Genomic DNA, 25,674 nt, shown 5'->3' with positions numbered 1-25,674 from the left:
CTCCTCAATGGCTCAGTGCTGCGGCTCGGCAGCGCTTTCCTTTTCGGTATAGTCGACGCCCAGCGAGGCGAGCGCCTTCCAGTAACCGGGATAGGTCTTGCCCACGCAGGCCGGATTCTGGATGGCAATGCCGCCGATCTTCAGCGCCGCCAGCGCAAAGCTCATGGCGATACGGTGGTCGGCGAAAGTGTCGATCGAGGCATTCACCGTCTGGCCCGCAAGCGAGGGATCGGAATGCACGATCAAGTCGTCGCCTTCCTCATGCGCCAGACCATCGCGGATTTCGTTGAGGCCGAGTGAGACGGCGCGGATTCGGTCGCATTCCTTGACGCGCAGATTGGCGATGCCGACGAAACGCACCGGCGTTTCGTTAAAGGCGGCGAGAACGGCAATGGTGGGAATGGCATCCTGCATCTGCGAACCGTCGATTTCGGCGGGCAGATGCGGAAATTGCGCCATGACCTCATGGGCCTTGGCATCCGGCTGGGTGAACTTGTCGGCCGGCGTACCGATATCGATGGCGCCGCCGGTCAAAAGCTCAGCGCCCCAGAGATAGGTGGCGGCCGAGGCATCCGGCTCGATATGGAAATCGGTCGCCGTGTAGCCGGTCGGATGCACGCGCCAGATGGCGTTGCTGACCCGCTCCACCTTTGCGCCGAAGGCTTCCATGGCCGATGTGGTGAGATCGATATAGCCCTTCGCGCCGATATCCTCACCTTTGAGGATGATATCGACAGGCTTGTCGCCGCAGGCGGCGGCCATCAGAAGTGCGGACACATACTGGCTGGAAAGGTTGGCGTCGATCGTGACGCTGCCCTTCGGGAAGCCAGTACCCTTACCGCAGACGGTGACGGGCGGGCAGCCGGTCGGCGCCTCCGCCTCAACGCCGAGGGAGCGCAGGGCTTCCACCAGCGGCATGATCGGGCGTTTGCGCATATGCTCGTCGCCATCGATGATGACGGCGCCATCCACAAGGGCGGCAGCGGCGGTGAGAAAGCGGGTGGCGGTGCCGGCATTGCCGAGGAAAAGCGGCTTTTCCGGCTGATGCAACACACCTGAACTCTCCACCACGAAGGTGGTGGCGTCAGGCTCGGTTACCTTGACACCCATCTCACGCAGCGCTTCTGCCATGTAAAGCGTATCGTCGCTTTTCAGCGCGCCCGTGAGACGGCTTTTGCCCTTGGCGAGCCCGGCCAGCAGAAGTGCACGGTTGGTAATGGATTTGGAACCGGGCGGCTCCACCTTGCCGGAAAGCGGGTGGCCGGGCGGGGTGATGGTCAGTTCGATCATGATCGTCGTCTTGTCAAAGAATGCGGCGCAAAGCCGGGCTATCGGAATATCGGCGAGAATTTGTGAGCCGGTGCTTAGAACTTCACCGTCGGCACGGCGCGGTCGGCCGGGTTGTCGATCTCGAAATAGGGCGCCTTGGCAAAACCGAACTGCCCCGCCACGAGATTGGACGGGAAGCTCTCCACCTTGACGTTAAGATCGCGGGCAGCGCCATTGTAATAACGGCGCGACATCTGGAGTTCGCTTTCGATGGTTTCGAGCGAGCGCTGCAATTCCAGAAAGTTGGTGTTGGCTTTCAGATCGGGATAGGCTTCGGCGAGCGCAAAGAGCTTACCGAGCGCCTGTGACAGCAGTCCTTCCGCCTGGGCGCGACCTTCGACATCGCCAGCCGGCACGGCCTGCGCCCGGTTGCGCAGGTTGATCACCTCCTCGAAGGTGCTCTTTTCATGGGCCGCGTAACCTTTCACGGTCTCGATGAGGTTGGGGATGAGATCAGCGCGGCGCTTCAGCTGCACGTCGATGCCCGACCACGCCTCTTCCTTCATCTGCCGCGCCTTGACGAGACCGTTATAGATGAAGACGACATAAAGCGCGATTGCCGCGATGATTGCCAGCGTGATGAACATGAATTGCGATTCCCAGCTTCGTTGCGCGCACGATAACCGCTCATTACCGCAAAGTCATGGGGCTTCGCTCATTCTGTCCGCTTTTGGCGGAACGGACCCGCTGCAGGAAGCAGCGCCCGTTATTTATAAAAGACGGTACAATATAATTTCAGGCCGGATACCTTACGGACAAAAAGAGTATAGGAGGCAAGCCTGTAGCCTCGCTCAGCCCAATATTCCTTGTTTCCCTCCAGATGATTCCAGCCGTCTATGACCCAGTCGAGCATTTTCGTATTGCGCGTGTAGTGCATGCGGACGAGCGCGCTGCCCACATCGAGAGAGCGCTGGCCGCTATCCTTGCACTCCATGCGGGTGACGATCATTCCGAAAGAACGCAGCTTGTCGGCGCGGGCAAAGGCATCGTTGCCGCTCATCCAGTCTGTCGTTTCCGCAGCCGCGCCATTACCGAGAACGCATCCGAGTGTAAGCACATATAGAAAACAGAAATTTCTAATATTATTCACGGTTAAACCCATTGCGCTATTCAGCCATACGAATCCACACAAAATAAAAGGCCGTCAAGAACGGCCTTTCAAATCATCAAAGTTAGACAAGAGCTTACCGCTAAAAATCAAGCGGCCCTGTTCCAGTTCAGCCCGCCCGCATCCGTCAGCAGGAAGGCTTCGCCGCAGGCTTTCGCCAGCGTGCGCACGCGCAGGATATAGCTTTGACGTTCCGTTACCGAGATCACGCCGCGCGCATCCAGAAGGTTGAAGACGTGGCTGGCCTTGATGCACTGATCATAGGCCGGGAACACGCATTTGTGCAGGCGCTGATTATCGTTGTCACCGGGCGCACCGGCAGCGAGAAGCGCCTGGCACTCCTTTTCGGCGTCGATGAAATGACGATGCAGCATGGCCGTATCGGCGAATTCGAAGTTGTGGCGGGAATATTCCTGCTCGGCCTGCAGGAAGACGTCGCCATAGGAAATCTTCTCTTCGCCCTCGCGGCCGTTGAAGTTCAGGTCGTAGACATTGTCGACGCCCTGGACATACATGGCGAGGCGTTCCAGACCATAGGTCAGTTCGCCCGCGACCGGCGAGCATTCGATGCCGCAGACCTGCTGGAAGTAGGTGAACTGCGAGACTTCCATGCCATCGCACCAGCATTCCCAGCCGAGGCCCCAGGCACCGAGCGTCGGGCTTTCCCAGTCGTCTTCGACGAAGCGCACGTCATGCAGCAGAGGGTCGAGGCCGATTGCCTTCAGCGAACCGAGATAGAGTTCCTGCAGGTTTGAAGGGTTGGGCTTCAGGATGACCTGATACTGGTAATAATGCTGCAGACGGTTGGGGTTTTCCCCGTAACGGCCGTCCGACGGGCGGCGCGAGGGCTGCACATAAGCGGCCTTCCACGGCTTCGGCCCAAGGGCGCGTAGCGTGGTTGCCGGATGGAACGTACCCGCGCCCACTTCCATGTCGTAAGGCTGCAGCACCGCGCAGCCCTTGTCGGCCCAGTAATTATGGAGCGTCAGGATCAGTGCCTGAAAGGAACGCTTCGGGTTCATATGGTCGGGAACATCGGTCATTGCAGTCATCGCGGCGTTAGGAGGATAAGTAAGCATTGACTTACTTCGGATGCGGACTGGTGCCACGGCATGGCCTGAGGGTCAAGGTTTTATGCGAAGCGGCGATCAGCCCACGGCCTCGGCACGTTGACCACCGATGCCACGGTCTGCGAATTTCCTGAGAAGCCTGATCACCGGTTTTTCAAACAGGAGATGTGCTGCAACCGAGACAGCCAATGCCGCAAAAACAACCACGATCCCCGCCGCAGGGCCCGGCGCTATGATCTTGTAGACTACGGAAATAACCAGCCCGTGCAGGAGATAAAGCGCATAGGAGGCGTCCCCGATGATTTCAAAGGGCTTCAGCCACGCGATGGGCCAGCCACCCGCTCTTTCGATCCACACACAGCCCGCCACCAGCAGAACGGCTGGCACGCCCCAGCTCGCGATGCGCAGAAGGCCGGATTGCTCACCGATACCGGCCGCGAAAGCGAAGCCGACGAAAGAAAGCACGAGGGCCGCAGCGCCGCTGCGCACGCCCGCAAAGGCAATCTGCGACAGGAGAAGACCGGCGAGGAATTCCAGCAGCAGCGGCGAGGCCCATATCTGCATGAAGGGAGACTGCCAGTCCGCCAGTTGCCCCAGGCAGACCATGCCCGTCAGGACAATGATCGTCACGGAAATGGGCGCGCGCAGTGCAAGACCCAACGCAAAAACGAGATAAAAGAACATCTCCATATTCAACGTCCAGCCCACCATCACGAGAGGCGTGACCTGGCCCGAAGCATCCGCATAAGGGATGAACAGCAAAGATTTCCAGAGATGGTCCATGGTAAAGGTGAATGTGGAAAACACGCCTGCCAGCGCGCCAAGACACATGAGCAATGTAACGGCCCAGTAGAGCGGCACGATACGGAAAAGCCGATGACGCAGGAATTTGGTGGGTGTCGCCTTATCGCCGACCATGCCCATCACAAATCCCGATATTACGAAAAACACATCCACCCCGGCGGCGCCTATCGTCAGAGGAGCCCCGACAATGTGAAAAAACATGACGGAAAGCGCGGCGACTGCCCGCAAAAACTGAATGGAATGAACTTTTTGCAAAACTACCCCGTCCGGCTGCGCAATGCGAGGCTTCCGCCGGATTAGGCCGAAGCAAAGCAGATCACCCTAAAATTTGTGGATCACTAATCGCACAATCGGGACGAAAATACTCGGCGAATTTCAGGGCTGTCCCGAAAAGCTGAATTTTGGGTTAACCCCCAATCCTTCAGGACTGGCAAACGAGATTGTCCGGGATGACTGCGCCTTACGCCTCATCCTCACGCTTCACGCGGTACTCCCCCGTCTCGGGATCCTTAATCAGCGTGCCGATCGCTCCGGTCTCGCGTTCCTTCTCGCGCTGTTTCGATTTTGCCGAGAGCTTTTCCGCATCGCGAACGAAGCGGCGGTAGAGGATGATGGCCCCCACCACCAGAAGAATGATTGTAATAAGCTGCGCCATAAGGCTTTATTCCCGCGACATCATAGACCGAAACGCGACCACAATGCCTTTTCTTCGGCGACCTCCGCAAGACCCGCGACGGCGCCCGCCGCCAGCTTTGGGGTGTCGAGGCCAAACGCAGCATTCACACCAGGTACTTTTTTACCGAACAAAGTGCGCCCGCCGCTGACGAGCTGGAGCTTGACCTTTTCACCATAACGGCGGCGCAGAACCTCTCGCATGTCACCCAGCCCATCGATCAAGCCAAGGTCGAGGCCACGCATGCCGGTCCAGAACAGACCGGAGAAGATCGCCTCGTCGCCCTTTAGCTTGGAGCCGCGGCGCATCTTGACCATATCAATGAAAACATTGTGGATTTCGACCTGAAGCGACTTCAGGTAATCGATGTCGCCTTCCTTTTCCGGCTGGAAGGGATCGAGAATGACCTTGTTTTCGCCGGCCGTATAAACGCGCCGCTCCACACCGATCTTCTTCAACATTTCCGGAAAACCGAAGCCGCCGGAGACGACGCCGATCGAACCCACGATTGAGGTGGGGTCGGCGATGATCTCGTCGCCGGCAAGAGCGATCATATAGCCGCCCGAGGCCGCGACGTCCTCCACGAAGATGAGGACTTTCTTGTCCTTTTCCTCGGCAAGCTGGCGGATACGGTTATAGATCATCCGCGCCTGCACCGGCGAACCACCGGGCGAATTGAGCGAAATGGCGACGGCCGGAGCATCCTTGACGGCGAAGGCCTTTTCGAGAAGCGGCGCATAGGAAGCGAGATTGAGGGCGGGGCGGAACTGGTTGCCGCCGGCCATAATCGCGCCATGCATGCGCACCACGGGAATGACGAGCTCTTTTTTACGAAAGCGTTTCGGCACAAGAAGCTTCAGCAAACCCACCAATCAATCCTCACAGCAATGACTTCATCGACACGGATGTATGTATCGCCGGGCAAAACACAATGGCATGCGGCTAGCGTCACGGTGATTTTATAAGCCGGGTCTGATTGCCCTTACATTACGGGAATAGGCCGCACGACCATTGTTGAGGTCATCAACGAAGGGGGTGAAGGCGTGGCTGCCGGTCTCATGCATGATGAGCGGCGCGCGGAAGGACAGCCGTGCGCGCGATCCCTTGATGGCGGTTACGAGCATACGTACCGCATCCTCGCCGGGACGCGGATGGATGAGGGTGATTTCGATACCGCCGAACCGGCTGCCGCAGGCAGCAATAATCTCCGCCACTGATTGTGGCCTTGAAATCAGGGAAAGCTGCCCGCCCGGGATCATGATCGCACCCGCGGTCCTGATCCAGTCTTCGAACAGGCCGTCCGTCATCGCGTGGGCCTCGGCCTTCAGAGCATCCGGCGTGCGGCGGTCGCCCGCATCATTATAGGGCGGATTCATGATGACGTGATGGAAATGATCGTCGGGCAAACCCGCTTCCACACGGGCTTTCGCGCGCAGCGTCACATCCGCTTCGCGCACCTCGACGCGGGCCGAAAAGGCTGCATTGTCAAGCAGTTCCAGACTGCGGCGGGCAAACTGCGCCATTTCCGGCGAGCGCTCATAGAGCGTCACCCTGGCCTTTTCGAGCCGCGCCGCAACCGCCATGCCGGCGGCACCGGCACCGGCACCCAGATCGGCAATCCGGCAGGGGCGGTCATCCGCCACCAGCGAAGCCAGAAGCATGGCGTCCATGCCGGCCCGATGCCCCCTGCCCTTCGGCTGGATGATATGAAACCGGCCCCGATGAAAGGCATCGATCGTTTCGGAAATGCCGTCGTCCACCGTCGTTCAAGCCTCTTCGTTGCGCAACTCGTCGCCCAGCCCGGCATCGATGAGGATACGGCGGGCCTGAGCCGCCCGATCTTCCTCCACCAGGAACCGTCGCGGCAAAAGGCCGAGCGATCCCTCCAGAATGCTCATCGCCTGATCGGCGATGAGGCAGTGAATGCCGGCGTCCTTCATCAGGCTTTCGGCGAAGGAAAGAAGCACGGCATCGTTGGTACGGATCAGTTCACGCATGGATAGACCTTAAATTCCCATCTTTTTGAATGGCTAGCGGCAATTCGCCCCTTGCCGCGCAAGGCGTCAGTTTTTATTGTCGAATTCAAATTCGAACTGGAGTCCTGTCCCTTGGGCGTCGTCATACCGCTTGAAGAAAGCAAAAACAAACTCGCATCCGTCAAGCCGCTTGTCGACCTGACCCGCCCCGACATGGAACGGGTGAACCAGCTTATCCTTTCCAAGGCCGGTTCCGATGTCCAGATGATACCCGAGGTAGCCAACCACCTCATCTCGTCAGGTGGCAAGCGCCTGCGGCCGATGCTGACGCTCGCCTCGGCCTCGATGTTCGGTTACGAGGGCGATAATCACATCAAGCTCGCCACCAGCGTGGAGTTCATGCACACGGCGACGCTTCTGCATGACGATGTGGTGGATGAAAGTGATCTGCGTCGCGGCAAATCCACCGCCCGCACCATCTGGGGCAACCAGGCAAGCGTTCTCGTCGGCGACTTCCTGCTTGGCCAGGCCTTCCGCATGATGGTGGATGTCGGCTCTCTCGATGCCCTCGACGTGCTCTCCACCGCCGCCTCGGTCATCGCCGAGGGTGAGGTGCTGCAGCTTTCGGTCGCCAAGAACATGGAAACGACCGAGGACGATTATCTTCAGGTGATTCGCGCCAAGACGGCTGCCCTCTTCGCCGCCGCCGCCGAAGTCGGCCCCATCGTCGCCAAGACCGACAAGGCGACCCGCAGTGCACTGAAGTCCTATGGCATGAATCTCGGCCTCGCCTTCCAGCTGGTCGATGACGTCTTGGACTATGGCGGCAAGTCGGCTGATCTCGGCAAGAACACGGGCGACGATTTCCGCGAGGGTAAGATCACCCTGCCGGTCATCCTGTCCTATCGCCGCGGCACGCAGGATGAGCGCGCTTTCTGGCGCAATGCCATTGAAAATGGCGAGAGCAGCGACGAGAACCTCGAAAAGGCGCTCGGCCTGATCACAAAATATAACGGCCTCGGCGATACGATAGGCCGTGCAACGCATTATGGCACCATTGCCCGCGATGCGCTTGCACCGTTGCCGCAGAGCCCCTGGAAAAATGCGCTTCTGGAAGTGATCGACTTCTGCATCGAGCGTCTGAACTGACGCCGCAGGCCAGGCGAAAGGCGGATGGAACACAGCATCCGCCCGAGGTTGCGGGCCTTGCTCTCCGCGAGGCGTGATTGTGGCCGGGGCCATAATTTCTTGCGGGGTTGCTTCAAAAAAGCCATTCTGTAGTGACCAAACAATGGAAACTGATTTTTCCGTGCTTCTGCACAAAGGCAAAGGTTCCCTCATGCGGCGTAAACCAGCACTCCGTCTTCTCTGCAGCGCCGCTCTTGCCGCCGCTCTCGCAATCGGCGCGGGTGCAAGCCCCGGCTTTGCGGAGACGAAGGCGACACCGGAAGACAAGGCCGTTACGTTCGACCCCGGCAAGGTCAACACCTTCTCCGGCGCCTTCCTCGCCGGACGCAATGCCGATGTCGATCAGGATTATCCCACCGCAATTTCGCTCTACAAGAAGGCGCTGGAATTCGACCCTGCCAACTCGGAGATCCGCCAGCGGCTGATGATCGCCGAACTTCTGAGCGGCAACTTCGAAGCCGGCGCCAAGATTGCCGATTCGATGAAGGACGATACCTCGGTGGAACGCGTCACGACCATCGTGCGTGGCCTCGACGCCATCAAGGACAAGGAATTCGCCAAGGCCGAGAAAATCCTGAAATATTCCGGCCCGAACGATCTGGACCGCATGGTCAACACGCTTCTGACCGCCTGGGCGCGCGCGGGTTCCGGCAAGCCGAAGGAGGCTCTGGCGCTCGTCAACAACATGAAGGGCCCGGGCTGGATTTCGATCTTCCAGAAATACAATGCGGCAGCCATCGCGCTTGTTTCCGGCAACACCGAGGCCGCCCGCAAGAGCCTGAACGAAGCGGTAACCGACCGCGAAGGCGGAGCGACCGCCTCCGATACCTATATGCGCGCAGTGATGGCGCTCGCAAGGCTGGAGGCTTCCGCCGGCAACAAGCAGAAAGCGCTGGATGCGATCGCGGTCGGCGACACTTTCGCGCCGAATTACGCACCGCTGAAAGCGCTCCGCCAGTCCATCGAAAAGGGTGAGAAGCCGGAGCAGCAGATCACCAATGCCGTGGAGGGCGCCGCCAGCGTCATGTTCTCCATCGCCGGTGCGTTGAACCGCGAAGGCGCCGAAGAGATCGTCACGCTTTATCTGCAGACGTCGCGCGCGCTCGATCCGAAGAGCCCGGATACGCTCATTCTTCTCGGCGGACTTGCAGAAGCCATGAAGAAGCCGGAACGTGCCATCGCCTTCTATCGCGAAGTGCCGAAGGACTCGCCGATGTATCGCATCTCCGAGCTGCAGCTCGGACTGACGCTGGCGCAGACCGAAAAGGTGGAAGAGGCACGCAAACACCTCAAGTCGCTCCTCGAATCCGACCCCAAGGATATTCGTTCCTACCTCGCCTATGGCAGCGTGCTGTCCGATGCCAAGGACTACAAGGCCATGGCGGAGAATTACGACAAGGCCGTTGAAGTGATCGGCGCCGTGCCGCAGAAATCCGACTGGACGGTGTTTTTCCAGCGCGGCATCGCCTACGAGCGCCTGAAGCAATGGGACAAGGCCGAACCGAATTTCAAGCGGGCGCTGGAGCTGAACCCCGAGCAGCCGCAGGTTCTGAACTATCTGGGTTATTCCTGGGTGGACAAGGGCATCAATCTCGATGAAGGCATGAAGATGATCAGTCGTGCCGTCGAGCTTCGTCCGAATGACGGCTATATCGTGGATTCGCTCGGCTGGGCGCATTATCGCCTCGGCGATTTCGACGATGCCGTGACCGAACTGGAACGGGCAATCGAACTCAAGGCCGGTGATCCCACCATCAACGACCATCTGGGCGATGCCTATTGGCGCGTCGGCCGCAAGATCGAGGCGGTCTATCAGTGGAACCGCGCATTGATCGGCGACAGCGACGACGTGGACAAGGCCAAGGTGAAGGAAAAGATCGCCAACGGCCTGCCGCCAGTCGAAAAGGATGCCGAGAATACGGCCAAGAAGGACGTCGCGCCGCAGCCGCCGGCTCCTCCGGCCCCGGCGACCCCTGCTCCGGACAAGAAATCCTGACGCCACATGGCGATGCAGGGCATTTCCGGGGCGGCCGAGACAGTCGAGGCGGCCCCGGCCAAGGTTAATCTGGCACTCCATGTTACCGGGCAGCGGGCGGATGGCTACCATCTGCTTGAATCGCTGGTGGTGTTTACCGAAGCCGGCGACACGATCCATATCCAAGACGCCGATGTCGACAGCTTCTCCATCTCAGGACCGTTTGGCGATCTTCTACACGCCGGCGATGGCGGCGATAACCTCGTTACCCGGGCCAGAGATTTGCTGCGCAACGCGCTCGCATCAGTTGGTCAACCAGCGCCCCCGGTCGCCATTCATCTTGAAAAGAATCTGCCCGTTGCATCAGGTATAGGGGGCGGCTCGGCGGATGCGGCGGCAACGCTGCGGGCGCTTCTGCGCCACTGGCGTGCCGGGATAACACCGGATAGGATTTCGTCGATAGCGCTGAGGCTCGGTGCGGATGTGCCTATGTGTCTTGAAAGCCGATCGCTGATCGCGCGCGGCATCGGCGAGGACATCGAACCGATCAATGACCTGCCGGAACTGTTTCTGGTGCTGGCCAACCCGCTGAAGGCGGTCTCGACGCCGGAGATTTTCCGGCGATTGCAGAACAAGGCCAACCCGCCTTTGCCGACGCCAGCCAAGGTTGGCGAGGTGACAATCGGCTGGAAGGATTTTCTCGCGGAAAGTCGCAACGATCTGCAACCGCCGGCCCAGGCGCTTCTGCCTGACATCGGCGAGATCATCGGGTTGCTGTCTGAGGAGGGCGCCACCCTTGTGCGCATGTCCGGTTCGGGGGCAACCTGTTTCGGGATTTTTCATTCCTTCGATGCCGCCCAAAACGCGGAAACATCGCTTCGGAAGAAGCGCCCAGGCTGGTATTTTCAGGCAACGCGGACCATTTGAGGGCCGGATATTTCGAGGACAAAGCCATGGCAGGCGATAGACCCTTCATTCCCCTTGGCATTGCGGTTCTGACCGTTTCGGACAGCCGCACGCTGGAGAATGACAAGTCCGGCGATACGCTGGTCGCAAGGCTGGAGGAGGCAGGCCACAGGCTCGCCGCCCGCGCCATCGTGCCTGACGACAAGGCGGCGATCGCAGACACGGTGCGCGAATGGACGCTCACTGACGGCGTGGATGTGGTCATCACGACAGGCGGCACCGGCTTTACCGGCCGCGATGTGACACCCGAGGCGCTGGAACCGCTGTTCGAAAAGCGCATGGACGGGTTTTCGGCGCTGTTCCATCGCATTTCTTATGACAAGATCGGCACCGCCACCATCCAGTCACGCGCGACCGGTGGTGTGACGAATGCGACCTTCATCTTCGTGCTGCCGGGATCACCGGGGGCTTGCAAGGATGCCTGGGATGGCATCCTCAAGGCGCAACTCGATTATCGTCATCTGCCGTGTAATTTCGTGGAAATCATGCCGCGGCTGGATGAGCATTTGAAGCGTGGAGCTGGTGGGGTTTAGGGCACTTGATCGAGGGGGCGTGGGGCTTTACCCCCCTCTGCCCTGCCGGGCATCTCCCCCTCAAGGGGGGAGATCGACTTGAGGCGAGGTCTCGCCCATCTTAGGGCTTGAGAATAAAGTGGCGGTAGCGCCTCTTGCAGATCTCCCCCCTTGAGGGGGAGATGCCCGGCAGGGCAGAGGGGGGTGAGCCCGACGCGCCTAGGTTCGCTCTCAATGGACAACATCCAAAAGCATTTCCGCCTCCCCCACCGGCGAGAAGAACAGCTGCCCGCTCAAAACCCAATCACCCCAGATATTTCCTGAAAAATTCCACCGTCCGCCCCCAGGCGAGATCAGCAGCCGCCTTGTCATAGCGCGCCGCGGAGGTATCGTTGTTAAAGGCATGGTTGACGCCGTCATAGACGAAAATCTCGAAGGTCTTGCCGTTCTCCTCCAGCGCCTTCTTGTAAGCATCGATGCCGGCATTGATGCGCTCGTCGAGACCGGCGTAATGCAAAAGCAGCGGCGCCTTTATGGCCGGCACATCGGCCGCCGGGGCCTGCTGACCGTAATAGGCGACGCCGGCATTCAGACCTTCTGACTTGGTGGCGAAACGGTTGACCAGCCCGCCGCCCCAGCAGAAACCGATGGCGCCGACCTTGCCATTCGCCCCTTGCCTTGCCGCAAGCCAGACCCGTCCCGCTTCGGCATTGGCGACAGTTGCATCCATGTCGAGACCACTGAACATCTGCCGCGCCTTCTCCTCATCAGCGGGCGTACCACCCTGCGGCGAGAGGAAATCGACCGCGAGCGCCCGAAATCCGGCGAGCGCCACGCGTCTGGCCACATCACGGATATGGTCGTTGAGGCCACGGTTCTCGTGAATGACGATGACGGAACCGATGGGGCCGGACGCCGATTTCGGCGTGACGAGATAACCCTTCATCTCGCCGCCGGGCGCCGGATAGGTCACGTCTTCCGCGACAATGCCAGCATCGTCAGGCGCGACGATGGCGGCGCGGGCGCTGTTGGCGGAAAGAAGGGGCGCAATTGCCGCCGCCGCCGCGCCGGAGCCGGCCAGCACGGTGAGCTTTTCCATGAATTTGCGGCGATCAAGGCTGAGATGGGTATACTCATCATAAGCGTCGATCATGGCCTGCGTAATCTTGGGCTTGTCCATCGCTCTATCCTCCTTGGACGCACGGATGCGGGAGGATAACGCAGATCTAAGGGCGGGGAATAAGGCAGTCGGAAGGGGCGCCACACATTTGCGTGAGCGCCGCTTCCGGATTTTCACATCAGGCGGCGAGGTCCACGACGATACGGCCGTCGATCTTGCCCTCTTCCATGCGGTGGAAGATATCGTTGATGTTTTCGAGCTTATCCCACGAGAAGTGAGCAGCTACCTTGCCTTCGCCGGCGAAGGTCAGCGCCTCCTCCAGATCCTGTCGTGTGCCGACGATGGAGCCGCGCACCGTGATGCGCTTCAGCACGGTGTCGAATACCGGAATGGAGATGAAGCCCGGCGGCAGGCCAACAAGCGCCATGGTGCCCTTGGAGCGCAGGAAGCCATAGGCCTGTTCCATGGCCTTCGGCGATACCGCCGTCACCAGCGCACCATGGACACCGCCGGTCGCCTTCTGCACCTGCTCCACGGCGTCTGGCGCACGGCCGTTGACGACGACATCGGCGCCGAGTTTTTTGGCAAGCGCCAGCTTGTCATCGAAGATATCGGCGGCAACAACATGCATGCCCATGGCCTTGGCATATTGCACGGCCATATGGCCAAGCCCGCCAATGCCCGAGATGACCACCCATTCACCGGGCCTGACTTCGGTTTCCTTCAGACCCTTGTAGACGGTGACGCCGGCGCAAAGGACAGGTGCGGCCGGGCCGAAATCGAGATTATCCGGCAGGCGGCCGACGAATTTCGGATCGGCAAGACCATATTCGGCGAAGCTGCCGTTGACGGAATAACCGGAATTCTTCTGGCTCGGGCATAGCGTTTCCCAGCCCGTACGGCAGGGGATGCAGCATCCGCAGGCCGTATAAAGCCAGGGCGTGCCGGCGCGATCACCTTCCTTGATGCCCGTGACGCCAGCGCCGATCTTTGCGACATAACCGACACCTTCGTGGCCGGGGATGAAAGGCGGGTTGGGTTTGACCGGCCAGTCGCCGGTTGCGGCGTGCAGGTCGGTGTGGCAAATGCCCGTCGCCTTGTAGTTGATGAGAATTTCACCGGGGCCGGGATCCGGTATCGCCACTTCCTCGATGGTCAGCGGTTTTCCAAATGCGCGGACGACTGCCGCTTTCATTGTCTTAGCCATGACATACTCCCTAATCTCTGCTCGCCTGAAATCCTCGACGGCGAGGCAGAGATTAACGGGGATGGGGCATCATGGAATTGACCCATCGCAAATCGCACCATTTTGCAGGCCGGGATTGTCTCACTTATGAAGCAACCTCACGGTGCTGATTTACTCCAGCGCCAACCATATGGCGAGCCATCCCCACAGGCAGACGACCAGCGCAAAACCAATACCAAACAATGCGCCGCGCTGACGCAGGCGGTTGCTGGTGACGTGGACATAGGAATGAGCATAACGCGAAAGCACAAAAAGCCATGCCAGGACAACGGTCACGATATTGTCCGCATCCGTGATGTAGAGCAGCAGGCAGGCGATGTGGAACAGGACCGGCACTTCGAACTGGTTGGCGATGTTGCGGTTCACCAGACGGCTTTCGCGTGCCTCCTCGCCGTGATCCCGGAGGCGGATCGCCGATTCGCGATCCTTGAATGCATATTTGTTGCGCCGAACGATCAGAAGCGCGTAAAGCCAGAAGACCAGAACGACATGGGCGATCATCGGCCAGAACATTGCGGTCGTGGGTGACATGCTTTTCTCCAATCATGAAAACGCTCCCCGATCCGGCATGAATCGGGGAGCGCCAAATAACTAGCCTATCTTTTTACGGATTCGGCTCGAAAGATCAAACCGCGCCGGGGTAGTTCGGGCTTTCGCGGGTGATTGTCACGTCATGGGCGTGGCTTTCGCGCAGGCCAGCGCTGGAAATGCGCACGAAAGTGGCGCGTTCCTGGAATTCCTTGATGTTGCTGCCGCCAACATAACCCATGGCAGCCTTCAGTCCGCCGGCCAGCTGGTGCAGAACGCCGGAGACCGGGCCCTTATAGGGAACCTGGCCTTCAATGCCTTCAGGCACGAGCTTCAGTGTGTCGCGCACTTCAGCCTGGAAATAACGGTCGGCAGAACCACGCGCCATGGCGCCAACGGAGCCCATGCCGCGATAGGCCTTGAAGGACCGGCCCTGATACAGGAATACTTCGCCCGGGCTTTCATCCGTGCCGGCAAGCAGCGACCCGATCATGACGGCCGAGGCGCCGGCGGCGATCGCCTTGGCCAGATCGCCCGAAAACTTGATGCCGCCATCGGCGATGACGGGGATATCAGCCGCGTTGGCGACTTCAACCGACGACATGATCGCCGCAAGCTGCGGCACGCCGACGCCGGCGACGATGCGGGTGGTGCAGATGGAGCCGGGGCCGATACCGACCTTGACGGCGTCCGCGCCGGCATCGATCAGAGCCTTGGTGCCGTCGGCAGTGGCGACATTACCTGCGATGATGCGAACCGAGTTCGACATCTTCTTGACCTGAGAGACGGCATCCAGCACGCGCTGCGAATGGCCGTGCGCGGTATCGACAACCAGAAGGTCGACGCCGGCATCTATGAGGCGCTCGGCGCGCTCGATGGCGTCAGCACCAACGCTGATGGCGGCAGCGGCGCGAAGGCGGCCCTGCGCATCCTTAGTGGCATTGGGGTTCAGCTGCGACTTCTCAATGTCCTTGACGGTGATGAGGCCGACGCAATTGCCCTTGGCGTCCACCACGAGCAGCTTTTCAATGCGGTGCTTGTGCAAGAGGCGGCGTGCTTCCTGCTGATCGACGCTGCTTTCCTTGACCGTGACCAGGTTTTCGCGGGTCATCAGTTCGTAGATTTTCTGCTGCGGATCGGAGGCAAAACGAACGTCGCGATTGGTCAGGATGCCAACGAGGCGGCCGTTCTTGTGGCCGCCGGAACCGCCGTTTTCAACCACCGGAATACCCGAAATGCCATGCGCCTTCATCAACGCCTGTGCTTCTGCAAGCGTCGCATCCGGGCCGATGGTGACGGGGTTGACGACCATGCCGCTTTCGAACTTCTTCACCTGCCGGACTTCTTCGGCCTGTTCGATGGGGGTCAGGTTGCGGTGGATGACGCCGATGCCGCCGGCCTGGGCCATGGCGATCGCGAGGCGACCTTCGGTGACCGTATCCATGGCGGAGGAGAGGATAGGCAGGTTGAGATCGATATCGCGGGCGATGCGGGTGGCGATATTCGTCTGTCCCGGCATGACTTCGGAATGTCCGGGCTGCAGCAACACATCGTCAAATGTGAGAGCGTCCAAACCAGTGGGTGTTTGAATGATGCGTGCCATGACCAAATTCCTTCATACTGAAAATGCGTGGCCGCTCCGGAACGAAAAGTTCACCCCGGCGCCGTGCAAGGATTGCTTGGAAGTTGGCGAGGGCTGGTAACACGTTCATGACAGGAAGGGAATAGAAAAAACCCGGAATCGGCTTCCGGGCTTTTCCTGTTGCTGCATTGCAGCAGATATCAGATATCGAACTGGTAAGATTTCGGCACGAAACGATAACCCGTATCCAGCTTTTCTGCGTAACCGACAGACGGGAAAGGCATATGGTAGCCGAGGAAGGGCAGCCGGTCGGCGGCAATCATGTCGAAGACCTTCTTGCGGGTCGCAGCGGCTGCCGTCTTGTCCATGTCGAACTTAACCTCCCAGTCAGGTCTCTGCAGCGACAGGACGAAATGATTGGCCGTATCCGCCGTCAGGATCAGCTGCTTGCCTTCCGATTCGACACGGAAAATCATGTGCCCCGGCGAATGGCCGAAGGCTGCGATGCCTGTGATGCCAGACACCACATCTTGACCGTCGCCGATGAAGGTCGCCTTTTCGGCCAGCGGCTTCACGTTGGCGAGAACACCCTTGTGACCGCCCTCTGCCGGCGTGCCGACGCGCTTTTCATCCGTCCAGAAATCATATTCCGTCTGGCCGAAAACATAACGTGCCTTGGAAAAGGCCGGTGCGCCCTTCTCCATCAGGCCGCCGATATGGTCGCCATGCATGTGGGTCAGCACCACCACTGTCACATCTTCAGGTGCGTAACCGGCGGCTGCCATGCCCTCGATCAGGCGACCATTGCCCGCACCGCGCCCGGCCTCACCGAAACCGGTGTCGAACAGCACGAGGTCGGACCCTGTATTGACGAGGACGGGGGAGAAGGAATTGACGAACTGGTCCGTCGGCAGAAAATTGTCTTCCAGCAATTTACCGACCGTCTCGGCCGACTGGTCTGTGCCGAAGGTCTCGCCGGGATTGGGGGCCGCGCGCGCGCCATCCTTCAACACCAGCACTTCGAAATTACCGAGCTTGAAGCGGTTGGTTTCGGGCGGCATGGCGTGCTCTATCTCCATCGAGGTCTGCGGCTGGTTGGTCTGGGCATTTGCGCTGCGCGCCATCAAAAACGGCGCGCCGAGAACGCTCGCGCCGGCCGCACCGATGAGGCCGCGTCTGCTCATGTTCAAGGATTGGGTCATCATCTTGTCTCCGATATCGCCAACTGGCCGTGATTGCCAACTGAACTCACCCAACGGACAATAGAGCGAGAAAGTTGCAAGGAAACCGGCCTCACGCAGGTTTGATCGGAACATCAGAAATTGGTAATTAACGTGTTGGCAAGCCCGCTTATCAGGCGTAGGACGGACGGCGATATCCCTTGTCGCAGCGGAAAGCCGCAGGCAGCCTCATGAACCGCATCATTCCCCTCATCCTGGCAGTCGCTCTCTTTATGGAGCAGATGGACTCCACCGTCATCGCCACCTCGCTTCCGGCAATTGCCGCAGATCTCCACGTCGGCCCGATTACGCTCAAGCTGGCTTTAACGGCCTACATGGTGGCTCTGGCGATTTTCATTCCCATCAGCGGCTGGATGGCCGACAAATACGGCGCGAAGAAAATCTTCCGTTTCGCCATTGGCGTCTTCGTCGTGGGGTCGATCTGCTGCGCGGTCTCGTCTTCGGTGTTCGAATTCGTACTCTCGCGTTTCCTGCAGGGTATGGGCGGAGCGATGATGACACCCGTGGGCCGCCTTGTGCTTTTGCGCACGACGAAGCGCAGCGAACTCGTCTCCGCCATGGCGCTGCTGACAATACCGGGGCTCGTGGGGCCGCTGACCGGTCCGCCCATCGGCGGTTTCATCACCACCTATTTTTCATGGCACTGGATCTTCCTGATCAATGTGCCGATCGGCATCATCGGCATCTGGCTTTCGACGATCTTCCTGCCGGAAATCGAAACCACCAACCCGCCGCCAATGGACGGAAAGGGTTTCGTGCTGTCCGGCATCGCCGCCTCCGGCGTGGTGTTCGGCCTCTCCGTCGTCAGCCTGCCTGCGCTCCCGCCAGCCATCGGCATCGCGTCGACCATCATCGGTTTCATCTGCGGTTTTCTTTATATGCGCCACGCTGCGCACCACCCCGCCCCCATTCTGGACTTTCGAATTTTCCAGAACGCGACCTTCCGGGCAGCCTCCGTTGGCGGCACCATCTTCCGCATCTCCACGGGCGCCATTCCCTTCCTGATGCCGCTGATGCTGCAGATCGGTTTCGGATTGAACCCGTTCCAGTCGGGCATGATAACTTTCGCCGGCGCCATCGGGGCGATCACCACCAAGTTCATGGCCAAGCGGGTGTTTGCGGCGACCGGATTTCGCTCGACGCTGATCGGCGCGGGCATCGTCGGCGCGTTCACGACGCTCGCCAACAGTTTCTTCACGCCTGAAACGCCATACCCGTTGATCATGATCTTTCTTGTGACGGCCGGATTTGCCCGGTCCTTCTTCTTTACCGGATCGAACGCGCTCAGCTATTCCGATATCGAGGACAGTCAGGCGAGCCAAGCAACGTCCATGGCCTCCGTGCTGCAACAAATCAGCCTGGCGCTCGGCGTTGCATTCGCCGCTTCCATTCTGGAAGTCAGCAGCATGATGTCGGGCACGCATCTGCAGCTCGCCGATTTCCACATCGCCTTCACCATCGTCGCGCTGGTATCGCTCTTCGCCATCGTGCCGATCATCCGCATGGACGCACAGGCGGGTGCGGCCGTTTCCGGCCACCGCGGCAAGGTCTCGCAACCGGCGGAGTAATCAGTCTTTCGAGGCCTCTTCGGCTTCAGATGCATCCGCCGCCTCGGTCTTGCGACCCTTGAAGTGTTTGGCAAGCAGGAACATTTCCACCGATTCCGAGCGTGACGACGCCGGCTTGATGTGGAGAACCTGCTTGAAGTTCTTCTTCAGCATATCCAGCAGCTGCTTTTCCGTGCCGCCCTGGAAGGTCTTGGCAAGGAAATGGCCGCCTTCCGCAAGCACCTGAACGGCAAAATCGGCCGCGACTTCGCATAGGTGCATGGTGCGGATGTGGTCGGTTTTCTGGTGCCCGGTGGTGGGTGCTGCCATGTCCGACAAAACAAGATCGGGCGTGCCACCAACGGCCTCCATCAGCTTTTCCGGCGCGCTCGGGTCGAGGAAGTCGAGCTGCAGAATTTTCACGCCGGGAATGGGATCGATCTCGAGGAAATCGATCGCTGCAACGCGGATATCGTCCTCGGTCGAATCCGTCACCTTGGCGGCGATCTGCGACCAGCTTCCGGGGGCGGCGCCAAGGTCGATGATGCGGGTGGCCCCCTTCAAGATCTGGTGCTTGTCGTTGATTTCCAACAGCTTGAAGGCGGCGCGGGCGCGATAGCCTTCCAGCTTGGCACGCTGCACATAGGGGTCATTGATATGACGTTCGAGCCAGCGGCGCGACGAGGCCTTGAGCTTGGTCTTCTTGACCTTCTGGCCGATCTTGCGGCCGGTGCGATTGGTGCTTGTTGGCGCCTTGCTCATGTCAAACCTTCCGTCCTGTCCTGCCGTACCATCTGCATGCGCCTTATGCGGTTGCGCCGCCATGCGCCGTCATCCGCCATCATATCCGTCAGCAGGCCTTCGCGCAGACCGCGATCCGCCACGCGCATTCGGCGCGCCGGCCAGCGGCGGCGAATGGCCTCGAGAATCGCGCAGCCGGCGAGAACCAGATCGGCCCGGTCAGGCCCGATGCAGGCATTGGCGGCGCGGCCGGCGAAATCCCATGCCAGCAACTTGTCCTGCATCGCCGTCACCTCGGCATCGGAAAGCCAGAGACCATCCACCTTGCGGCGATCATATCGCGGCAGATCGAGATGAACGCCCGCGAGCGTCGTCACCGTGCCTGATGTGCCGATGAGGTGAAAATCCTCGTGATGCGTTTGCGGCGCGAGCGGCGGGCAATGGAAGGCGTCGAGCAGGCCTTCGACTTCCCGCACCATCGCGGCAAAAACGTCGGGCGTCACATCACGGCCGCCATGGCGTTCGGAAAGCGTGACAACGCCGACGGGCAGCGAGGTCCAGTGGGTGATGTGGTTGGCAAGCCGGTTCGAGCGGTTCTCCCCGACCTTGATGACGGCGATCTCCGACGATCCGCCGCCGATATCGAACAGCACGACGGAACGCGCTTCACGGCCGACGAGGGAGGCGCAGCCCGAAACCGCAAGGCGGGCTTCCGTCTCGCGGCTGATGATTTCGAGTTTAAGCCCCGTTTCCCGCGTAACACGCGCCAGAAACTCCTCGCCATTCGACGCAGCGCGGCAAGCCTCGGTGGCGATGAGCCGCATGCGCCGGATCGGGCGGCCGGAGAGTTTTGCGGCGCAGACCTTGAGTGCTTCAACCGCGCGGTCCATAGCATCATCGGAAAGCCGGCCGCTCGATACCAGCCCTTCACCCAGCCGCACGATGCGCGAAAACGCATCGACCACCCGGAACTGGCCGGGCCGCGTCGGCTGCGCAATCAGCAGGCGGCAATTGTTGGTGCCGAGATCAAGCGCGGCATACATATCCGCCGGCGCGTCCGGGCCATGCTCGTGCTGCCGCCCTGGGTGACGGGCTGATGTTTCCGATTGCTGCCGGTGCTGGTCCTGCGCGGAGCCGCCGGCGCGACCGTTCTGCTTGCCGACGTGTTTCGGTGCATGGCTGGGGACAAGCGGGCGGCCCTGCGGATCACGTCCACGCGGATCGCGATGCCCGCGTTTGCGGTTACGCGACTTACGCCCGCCACCGGGTGGTACGGAGGATGGATTGGCCGGGTCAATTGCAGCTGAAGCCTGGACCTGTGCAGGGGAAGCCGCAGATGCAGGCTGAGACGCACCCTTGCCTCGAGAACGCCTGCGACGTTTTCTCTTGCGCGGCTCGGCATCCGGCTCGAGCGCCGATACATAGGAGGAACCGGCCGGAACATCCGCGGCAACATCATGCAACAACACAGAGGCGTCACGGAGCTTACCGTCACGCTTGTGTTTCTTGCCACGACGGGAACGCTTCGCTTTCCCTTTGTTTGCCACCGACGCCCCTTGTTCCGACGGCTTTGGGCCGTTTCCGGGGTCGATCACTGTCTTGTCCATTTCGCCGCGCACAAGCGTAGACGCTATGCTGCAGGCTTTCATAAGGTTTCGTTGGGCAGACAATACCAGCGCAAGAGATTTTAGCCAAATGGTTTTTGCCGGACTGAAACCGCAGGGCCCCTAACACGACCCGCGCGCCGTGTGACCGCAAAGATTATTTTCCGGGAAAACGGGATATCTGACCAGCGGTGGAATAGACTTTCCCCTCTCCCGGTAAGTCCTTGTGACATATAAACTTACTGGGAGAGGGGAATGGTACGGTTGAGTGGGGTCGAACCACCGACCTCAGGTGCCACAAACCTGCGCTCTAACCAACTGAGCTACAACCGCACATCAAACGCCAAAGCGGCGCCACGGGGGGTCACATAAAAGGTGTTTTTCCCATTTGCAAGTCCCTATCCGAATTTTGCGAAAAAAGGCAGCGAAAGGCAAGCGCTTTTCCAGCGCGGGCTGACACCGGAAAGCCGGCATTGAGGCTGTTGATGTTAACTCTATTTGGTGATTCATAAGCCGGGCGGTGGACCCGGCGACCCTGTGAAGTTATTTAAAATTCTGTTAACGTGATGCCTCGGCGGGTTTACGTTTCGGTTTCATGAGGAAGCCGGGAGCCCGCAAGGTCCGGTAGTGCCAGAATAGGTTTCGACATGCCCGCCGTCCAGTATCCCTTTATCGATATCGCAGTGCATGAACGGGTGCGTGAAGGTTTCGGGCGCGGTGAAGCGATGGCTTTGTTCTCGCTCGATCTTGGACATGTTCTATGGGCCAATGGACGCGGCGCTGCCCTGTTTGGCACGCCGATGGTTTATGACTTTCTGGAACAGGGGCCGAAGCGGCAGGATGTGACATTCCGCCAACTGGCGGCCACGGCGGCGCGGCTTTCAAAGACCGGCGACAGCCTGCCCTTCACGATCCGCATCACCTCCGGTTTCCGCAGCATTGCCGCGACTGCGCGCGCGGAGATCATTGAGGCCGAGCCCGGCCAAACCGCGATACTCTTTTCTGCCCGCGCCGATCAGGCCGAGCCCGACATGGTGGAATGCGCCCGGCGCATGATCGAAGGTTTCGACGACCCCGATATCCATATGGCAGTCACCGATGGCGACAACCGGATCGTTGCCGCCTCGCCCGGCTTCTCTACACTCGGCATCACCCCGCATACGGCCAGAACACTGGTCGGAATGGCGGCGCGCCAATCGGGGCATCTCGTCAAACGCCCGGTACCCACCGGAAAGGGTTATCTGCCCGCAGCCGCCGGCCAAATCACCACCACGCCCGAACTCAACCTGATCTTCGTCGTCGAAACCGCACTGGGCACACTCGACCCCGATGGTTTTGCCGAGGACAAGCCGCAGGACGTCCCGGTCGCCGAACCTGCGTCGCCGGTTGCAGAGACGGCGCCTGTTGTCGCAACAGCCGCCTCTTTCGACGCCGTTCTCGATGCTGTTGCAGACATCGAAGAGGTGGAAGACCCGCAGGAGCAGCCGTCCGACGCGGAGGAAGAAGCGGTATCCGGACAGGATGAAGACAGGCTTCTGCCCTTTGCGGAAGAGAAGCCGGAGGCCCCCGCAGCGCTTTTCACGCAGGACGCCGATGCGGCTGCGGACGTGGCGATGACTGACGACATTGCCGATCTTTTTGAACTGGATGAGGATGAGGCGGAGGCGCCCTTCACCAAGAAGACGGACGACGAACCCGCCGAAGAGGCTCTCGATGCGGAGAGTTTCGTCGCAAAGGACGAGATAACCGAAAACGCGGCATCCCCGGTTGCGCCACCGGCGGACGAGGATGCTGCAATCGAGACCGAAGCAGTCGAACAGGCCCAGCCTTTTGCCTTCAACGCGGGCGCCCGTGCATCCCGTTTCGTCTGGAAAATCGACGCTGAAGGACGGTTCAGCTCCATCTCTCATGAATTTGCCGAGGCCGTGGGTGCCAGGGCGGCTGCGGTGGAGGGCATGGGCTTTGCCGACGTCGCCGCCCTGTTCAATCTCGATCCCGACGGCAAGATCCGTGAGCTTCTCGGCCGCCGCGACACGTGGTCGGGCAAGACAATCCATTGGCCGGTGGAAGGCACATCGCTGATGGTGCCGATCGATCTCGCCGCCCTGCCTACCTATACCCGCTCACGGGAATTTGACGGTTTTCGCGGTTTCGGCATCGTGCGCCTGGCCGACGCCACAGAGGACCCGCACGCCATCGGCCTTACCTTCTTGAAGGGCGAAGAGTCTGATCCGGCGGAGGCTTCTCCGGAGCCAACCGTCGACAGCACGAGCCATGAATTGCTGGCCTTCATCGATGAGGATGACGATGCGGAGGACACTCCCGGATCGGCTACTGACGATGAAATCCCGGCCGCGGAGGTCGGAGCGGCAGACGATGCAGCGGACGACGTTTCGACCGACGAACAGCATCATGATTACACCCCGCCCGAATTCGAAGCCCCGGCAACTGCACCGGAACCGTCTTCCTCCGACAAGATCGTTCGTCTGGAAGAGCGCCGTTCGCGCTCCCGCGAAGGCCTGACCGCCGGTGAGCAGGCCGCCTTCCGCGAAATCGGCCGCGCCCTGGCGCCAGCGGATACTGCTTTCGAAGACGGCCGGGAAACGGATGCGGAAACCGTTTCCATCGGTTCGGACACGCATGATATTAAACAGGACGTGGATGCGGATGCGCCTGACAGCGCACCTTCCGATACTGACCTCAAGGCCACGGCGCCAGCGCAGGACGACGATCTTTTTGCCGACTATGTTCGGGGTGAACAGCCTGCGGCCGTCAGCGAACCCGTAGCGGAAAGCGGTTCGGACGAAATGCAGCAGCAGGCCGTCGCCGAAGAGCGGCCGGTTGCCGAAGTCGCGGCAGCAATGGTCAGTCCTGTACCTCGCCCCGCCGACGCGCTGACGGCCGAGACGCTGGACCAGATGCCCGTTGCCCTTCTCGTGCATGCCGGCGACAGGCTGATCCATGCCAATCCGGATTTCCTGCGGCTGACGGGTTATGACTCTCTGGCCGAACTCGAAGAAGTGGGTGGGCTGGAAGCCCTGCTGCAGAGGCAGGAGCTCGAAGACATGCCTGACAATGAAGGCGGCATGGTGGTTGTCAGCGCCGAAAACGATATCATTCCTGTCAGAGCGCGGCTGCAATCCATCCGCTGGGAAGAGACGAAGGCGCTGATGCTTTCTCTCGTTCCGCTGGAAGAAAAAGCAGCGCCGGTTGCCGCCGCCAATGAAAACACTGCGGCGCAGAGCGCGCAAGCCGGCAGCATCTCCCTGCTTCAGGGCGAAGTCGAGGAACTGCACTCCATTCTTGAAACGGCCACTGACGGCGTGGTGCTTTTGGGCGACGAGGGCGAAATCCGCTCCCTCAACCGCTCGGCCAGCGCGCTGTTCAACTATGACAATGGCGAAATTGCCGGCAAGCCTTTCGTCGCGCTCTTTGCCCATGAGAGCCAGCGCGCCGTGCTGGACTATCTCTCCGGCCTCGCCAATAACGGTGTTGCGAGCGTGCTGAACGATGGCCGCGAAGTGATCGGCCGCGAAGCATCCGGCGGTTTCCTGCCGCTGTTCATGACCATCGGGCGGCTCAAATCCTCACATGGCTATTGCGCCGTAATCCGCGACATCACCCAGTGGAAGCGCACCGAAGAAGAACTGCGCAACGCCAAGCGCGCGGCGGAAACTGCCAATGCGCACAAGACCGACTTCCTGGCGCGCGTGAGCCACGAAATCCGCACGCCGCTCAACGCCATCATCGGCTTTGCGGACATGATGGCGACTGAACGTTTCGGGCCGATCGGCCATCCGCGTTATGTGGAATACGCCAATGATATCGGTCGTTCCGGCCGGCATGTGCTCGATATCGTCAACGATCTCCTCGATATATCCAAGATCGAGGCGGGGCAGATGGATGTCGACTTCATCGCCGTCCCGCTCAACGAAACGGTGGCCGAAGCGGTCTCGCTGGTGCAGCCGCAGGCGAACAACCAGCGCGTCATCATCCGCACGGCGCTTGCGCAATCGGTGCCGCAGATCGTCGCCGACCTGCGATCGATCAAGCAGATCGTGCTGAACATCCTGTCGAACGCCATTCGCTTCACCCCTTCGGGCGGGCAGATTGTCGTGTCCACCGCCTATGAGGCCAATGGCAGCGTGTCGCTTCGCATCCGCGACACCGGTATCGGCATGACGCGGGCGGAACTGGAACAGGCGATGAAGCCGTTCCGGCAGGTGGCTTCTTCCGGCAAACGTGTACGCGGTGACGGCACCGGGCTCGGCCTGCCGTTGACCAAGGCCATGGTGGACGCCAACCGGGCGAATTTCTCCATCACCTCGACACCCAACGAAGGCACGCTGGTGGAAATCACCTTTCCGTCACAGCGGGTCCTTGCCAACTGAGGTCATGCGGGCGTAGCAATGCGAAAGCCGCCGGCTGGAGAACCAGCCGGTCAAGGCCTATGCAGGACAGCAG

22 protein-coding genes and 1 tRNA gene are annotated in these 25,674 nt (G+C 60.3%); 6 read left to right on the top strand and 17 right to left on the bottom strand.

All coding sequences use genetic code 11. From position 1 onward, the window contains the following. Positions 1 to 12: 12 nt before the first annotated feature. The 9 genes from aroA to EGT36_RS09670 all read right to left on the bottom strand — a co-directional run bounded on the left by aroA (position 13) and on the right by EGT36_RS09670 (position 6,981). Positions 13 to 1,290, bottom strand: coding sequence for a 3-phosphoshikimate 1-carboxyvinyltransferase (gene aroA / locus EGT36_RS09710; protein ID WP_037090854.1), 1,278 nt, complete (start codon positions 1,288 to 1,290; stop codon positions 13 to 15). Positions 1,291 to 1,364: 74 nt separating this feature from the next. Further along, positions 1,365 to 1,916 (bottom strand): LemA family protein, encoded by a 552-nt coding sequence (locus tag EGT36_RS09705; RefSeq protein ID WP_004440119.1) that lies wholly within the window; start codon positions 1,914 to 1,916, stop codon positions 1,365 to 1,367. Between the two features lie 119 nt (positions 1,917 to 2,035). After that, entirely contained in the window at positions 2,036 to 2,419 is a 384-nt protein-coding gene (locus EGT36_RS09700) for a hypothetical protein (protein WP_223215408.1), read from the bottom strand. 107 nt (positions 2,420 to 2,526) lie between these two features. Continuing rightward, entirely contained in the window at positions 2,527 to 3,489 is a 963-nt protein-coding gene (locus EGT36_RS09695; RefSeq protein WP_020813609.1) for a glycine--tRNA ligase subunit alpha, read from the bottom strand. 96 nt (positions 3,490 to 3,585) lie between these two features. Further along, a complete protein-coding gene (locus EGT36_RS09690) occupies positions 3,586 to 4,512 on the bottom strand; it encodes an acyltransferase family protein (protein WP_234882024.1) in 927 nt (308 codons plus the stop codon). 259 nt (positions 4,513 to 4,771) lie between these two features. Further along, positions 4,772 to 4,966 carry an NfeD family protein gene (locus EGT36_RS09685; protein WP_004440115.1) on the bottom strand — a complete coding sequence of 65 codons (195 nt, stop codon included), beginning with the start codon at positions 4,964 to 4,966 and terminating at the stop codon, positions 4,772 to 4,774. A gap of 20 nt (positions 4,967 to 4,986) precedes the next feature. Beyond that, positions 4,987 to 5,853 (bottom strand): S49 family peptidase, encoded by an 867-nt coding sequence (locus tag EGT36_RS09680; RefSeq protein WP_006699473.1) that lies wholly within the window; start codon positions 5,851 to 5,853, stop codon positions 4,987 to 4,989. Positions 5,854 to 5,943: 90 nt separating this feature from the next. Further along, the gene (locus EGT36_RS09675; protein ID WP_004440112.1) at positions 5,944 to 6,744 is read right to left on the bottom strand and encodes a tRNA1(Val) (adenine(37)-N6)-methyltransferase; all 801 of its coding nucleotides are present in this window, start codon (positions 6,742 to 6,744) and stop codon (positions 5,944 to 5,946) included. Between the two features lie 6 nt (positions 6,745 to 6,750). Next, a complete protein-coding gene (locus EGT36_RS09670; RefSeq protein ID WP_004440111.1) occupies positions 6,751 to 6,981 on the bottom strand; it encodes a putative signal transducing protein in 231 nt (76 codons plus the stop codon). 111 nt (positions 6,982 to 7,092) lie between these two features. On the opposite strand from EGT36_RS09670, the gene EGT36_RS09665 reads away from it, so the two are divergent. From EGT36_RS09665 to moaB, 4 genes are all read left to right on the top strand, one after another. Next, a complete protein-coding gene (locus tag EGT36_RS09665) occupies positions 7,093 to 8,109 on the top strand; it encodes a polyprenyl synthetase family protein (protein ID WP_004440110.1) in 1,017 nt (338 codons plus the stop codon). Positions 8,110 to 8,251: 142 nt separating this feature from the next. Continuing rightward, positions 8,252 to 10,144, top strand: coding sequence for a tetratricopeptide repeat protein (locus tag EGT36_RS09660; RefSeq protein WP_037090857.1), 1,893 nt, complete (start codon positions 8,252 to 8,254; stop codon positions 10,142 to 10,144). A 6-nt stretch (positions 10,145 to 10,150) separates the two neighbouring features. Continuing rightward, positions 10,151 to 11,050, top strand: a complete 900-nt coding sequence (locus tag EGT36_RS09655) for a 4-(cytidine 5'-diphospho)-2-C-methyl-D-erythritol kinase (protein WP_037090858.1) — start codon at positions 10,151 to 10,153, stop codon at positions 11,048 to 11,050. A 26-nt stretch (positions 11,051 to 11,076) separates the two neighbouring features. Beyond that, a complete protein-coding gene (gene moaB, locus EGT36_RS09650) occupies positions 11,077 to 11,622 on the top strand; it encodes a molybdenum cofactor biosynthesis protein B (RefSeq protein WP_006699469.1) in 546 nt (181 codons plus the stop codon). A 283-nt stretch (positions 11,623 to 11,905) separates the two neighbouring features. Here the strand turns inward: moaB and EGT36_RS09640 are convergent, their stop codons facing one another. The 5 genes from EGT36_RS09640 to EGT36_RS09615 all read right to left on the bottom strand — a co-directional run bounded on the left by EGT36_RS09640 (position 11,906) and on the right by EGT36_RS09615 (position 17,279). Continuing rightward, positions 11,906 to 12,781, bottom strand: coding sequence for a dienelactone hydrolase family protein (locus tag EGT36_RS09640; RefSeq protein ID WP_037090859.1), 876 nt, complete (start codon positions 12,779 to 12,781; stop codon positions 11,906 to 11,908). 118 nt (positions 12,782 to 12,899) lie between these two features. Beyond that, entirely contained in the window at positions 12,900 to 13,928 is a 1,029-nt protein-coding gene (gene adhP / locus EGT36_RS09635) for an alcohol dehydrogenase AdhP (RefSeq protein WP_004440101.1), read from the bottom strand. Positions 13,929 to 14,078: 150 nt separating this feature from the next. Further along, positions 14,079 to 14,480 carry an MAPEG family protein gene (locus tag EGT36_RS09630; RefSeq protein ID WP_034496309.1) on the bottom strand — a complete coding sequence of 134 codons (402 nt, stop codon included), beginning with the start codon at positions 14,478 to 14,480 and terminating at the stop codon, positions 14,079 to 14,081. Positions 14,481 to 14,592: 112 nt separating this feature from the next. Then, a complete protein-coding gene (guaB, locus tag EGT36_RS09625; protein WP_037090860.1) occupies positions 14,593 to 16,098 on the bottom strand; it encodes an IMP dehydrogenase in 1,506 nt (501 codons plus the stop codon). Positions 16,099 to 16,277: 179 nt separating this feature from the next. Beyond that, positions 16,278 to 17,279: an MBL fold metallo-hydrolase gene (locus EGT36_RS09615; RefSeq protein ID WP_037090947.1), complete on the bottom strand. Its 1,002-nt coding sequence runs from the start codon at positions 17,277 to 17,279 to the stop codon at positions 16,278 to 16,280. Positions 17,280 to 17,488: 209 nt separating this feature from the next. Here EGT36_RS09615 and EGT36_RS09610 point away from each other — a divergent pair, with 209 nt between their 5' ends. Further along, entirely contained in the window at positions 17,489 to 18,886 is a 1,398-nt protein-coding gene (locus EGT36_RS09610) for an MDR family MFS transporter (protein WP_004440092.1), read from the top strand. Here EGT36_RS09610 and EGT36_RS09605 read toward each other — a convergent pair whose 3' ends face one another. The 3 genes from EGT36_RS09605 to EGT36_RS09595 all read right to left on the bottom strand — a co-directional run bounded on the left by EGT36_RS09605 (position 18,887) and on the right by EGT36_RS09595 (position 21,543). Next, the gene (locus tag EGT36_RS09605) at positions 18,887 to 19,627 is read right to left on the bottom strand and encodes an RlmE family RNA methyltransferase (protein ID WP_037090861.1); all 741 of its coding nucleotides are present in this window, start codon (positions 19,625 to 19,627) and stop codon (positions 18,887 to 18,889) included. It lies immediately after the preceding gene. Further along, positions 19,624 to 21,255 (bottom strand): Ppx/GppA phosphatase family protein, encoded by a 1,632-nt coding sequence (locus EGT36_RS09600; RefSeq protein WP_037090862.1) that lies wholly within the window; start codon positions 21,253 to 21,255, stop codon positions 19,624 to 19,626. The genes EGT36_RS09605 and EGT36_RS09600 overlap by 4 nt, the downstream gene beginning before the upstream one ends. Positions 21,256 to 21,466: 211 nt before the next feature. After that, positions 21,467 to 21,543: transfer RNA gene (locus EGT36_RS09595), tRNA-His, on the bottom strand. 314 nt (positions 21,544 to 21,857) lie between these two features. On the opposite strand from EGT36_RS09595, the gene EGT36_RS09590 reads away from it, so the two are divergent. Beyond that, positions 21,858 to 25,601, top strand: coding sequence for an ATP-binding protein (locus EGT36_RS09590; RefSeq protein ID WP_037090877.1), 3,744 nt, complete (start codon positions 21,858 to 21,860; stop codon positions 25,599 to 25,601). The last annotated feature ends 73 nt before the right edge of the window (positions 25,602 to 25,674 follow it).

This window comes from Agrobacterium sp. FDAARGOS_525 (assembly GCF_003938925.1).
Lineage (GTDB): Bacteria > Pseudomonadota > Alphaproteobacteria > Rhizobiales > Rhizobiaceae > Agrobacterium > Agrobacterium pusense.
Note: the sequence above shows the minus strand (reverse complement) of the source record. Positions and strands in the feature narration are given on the sequence as shown.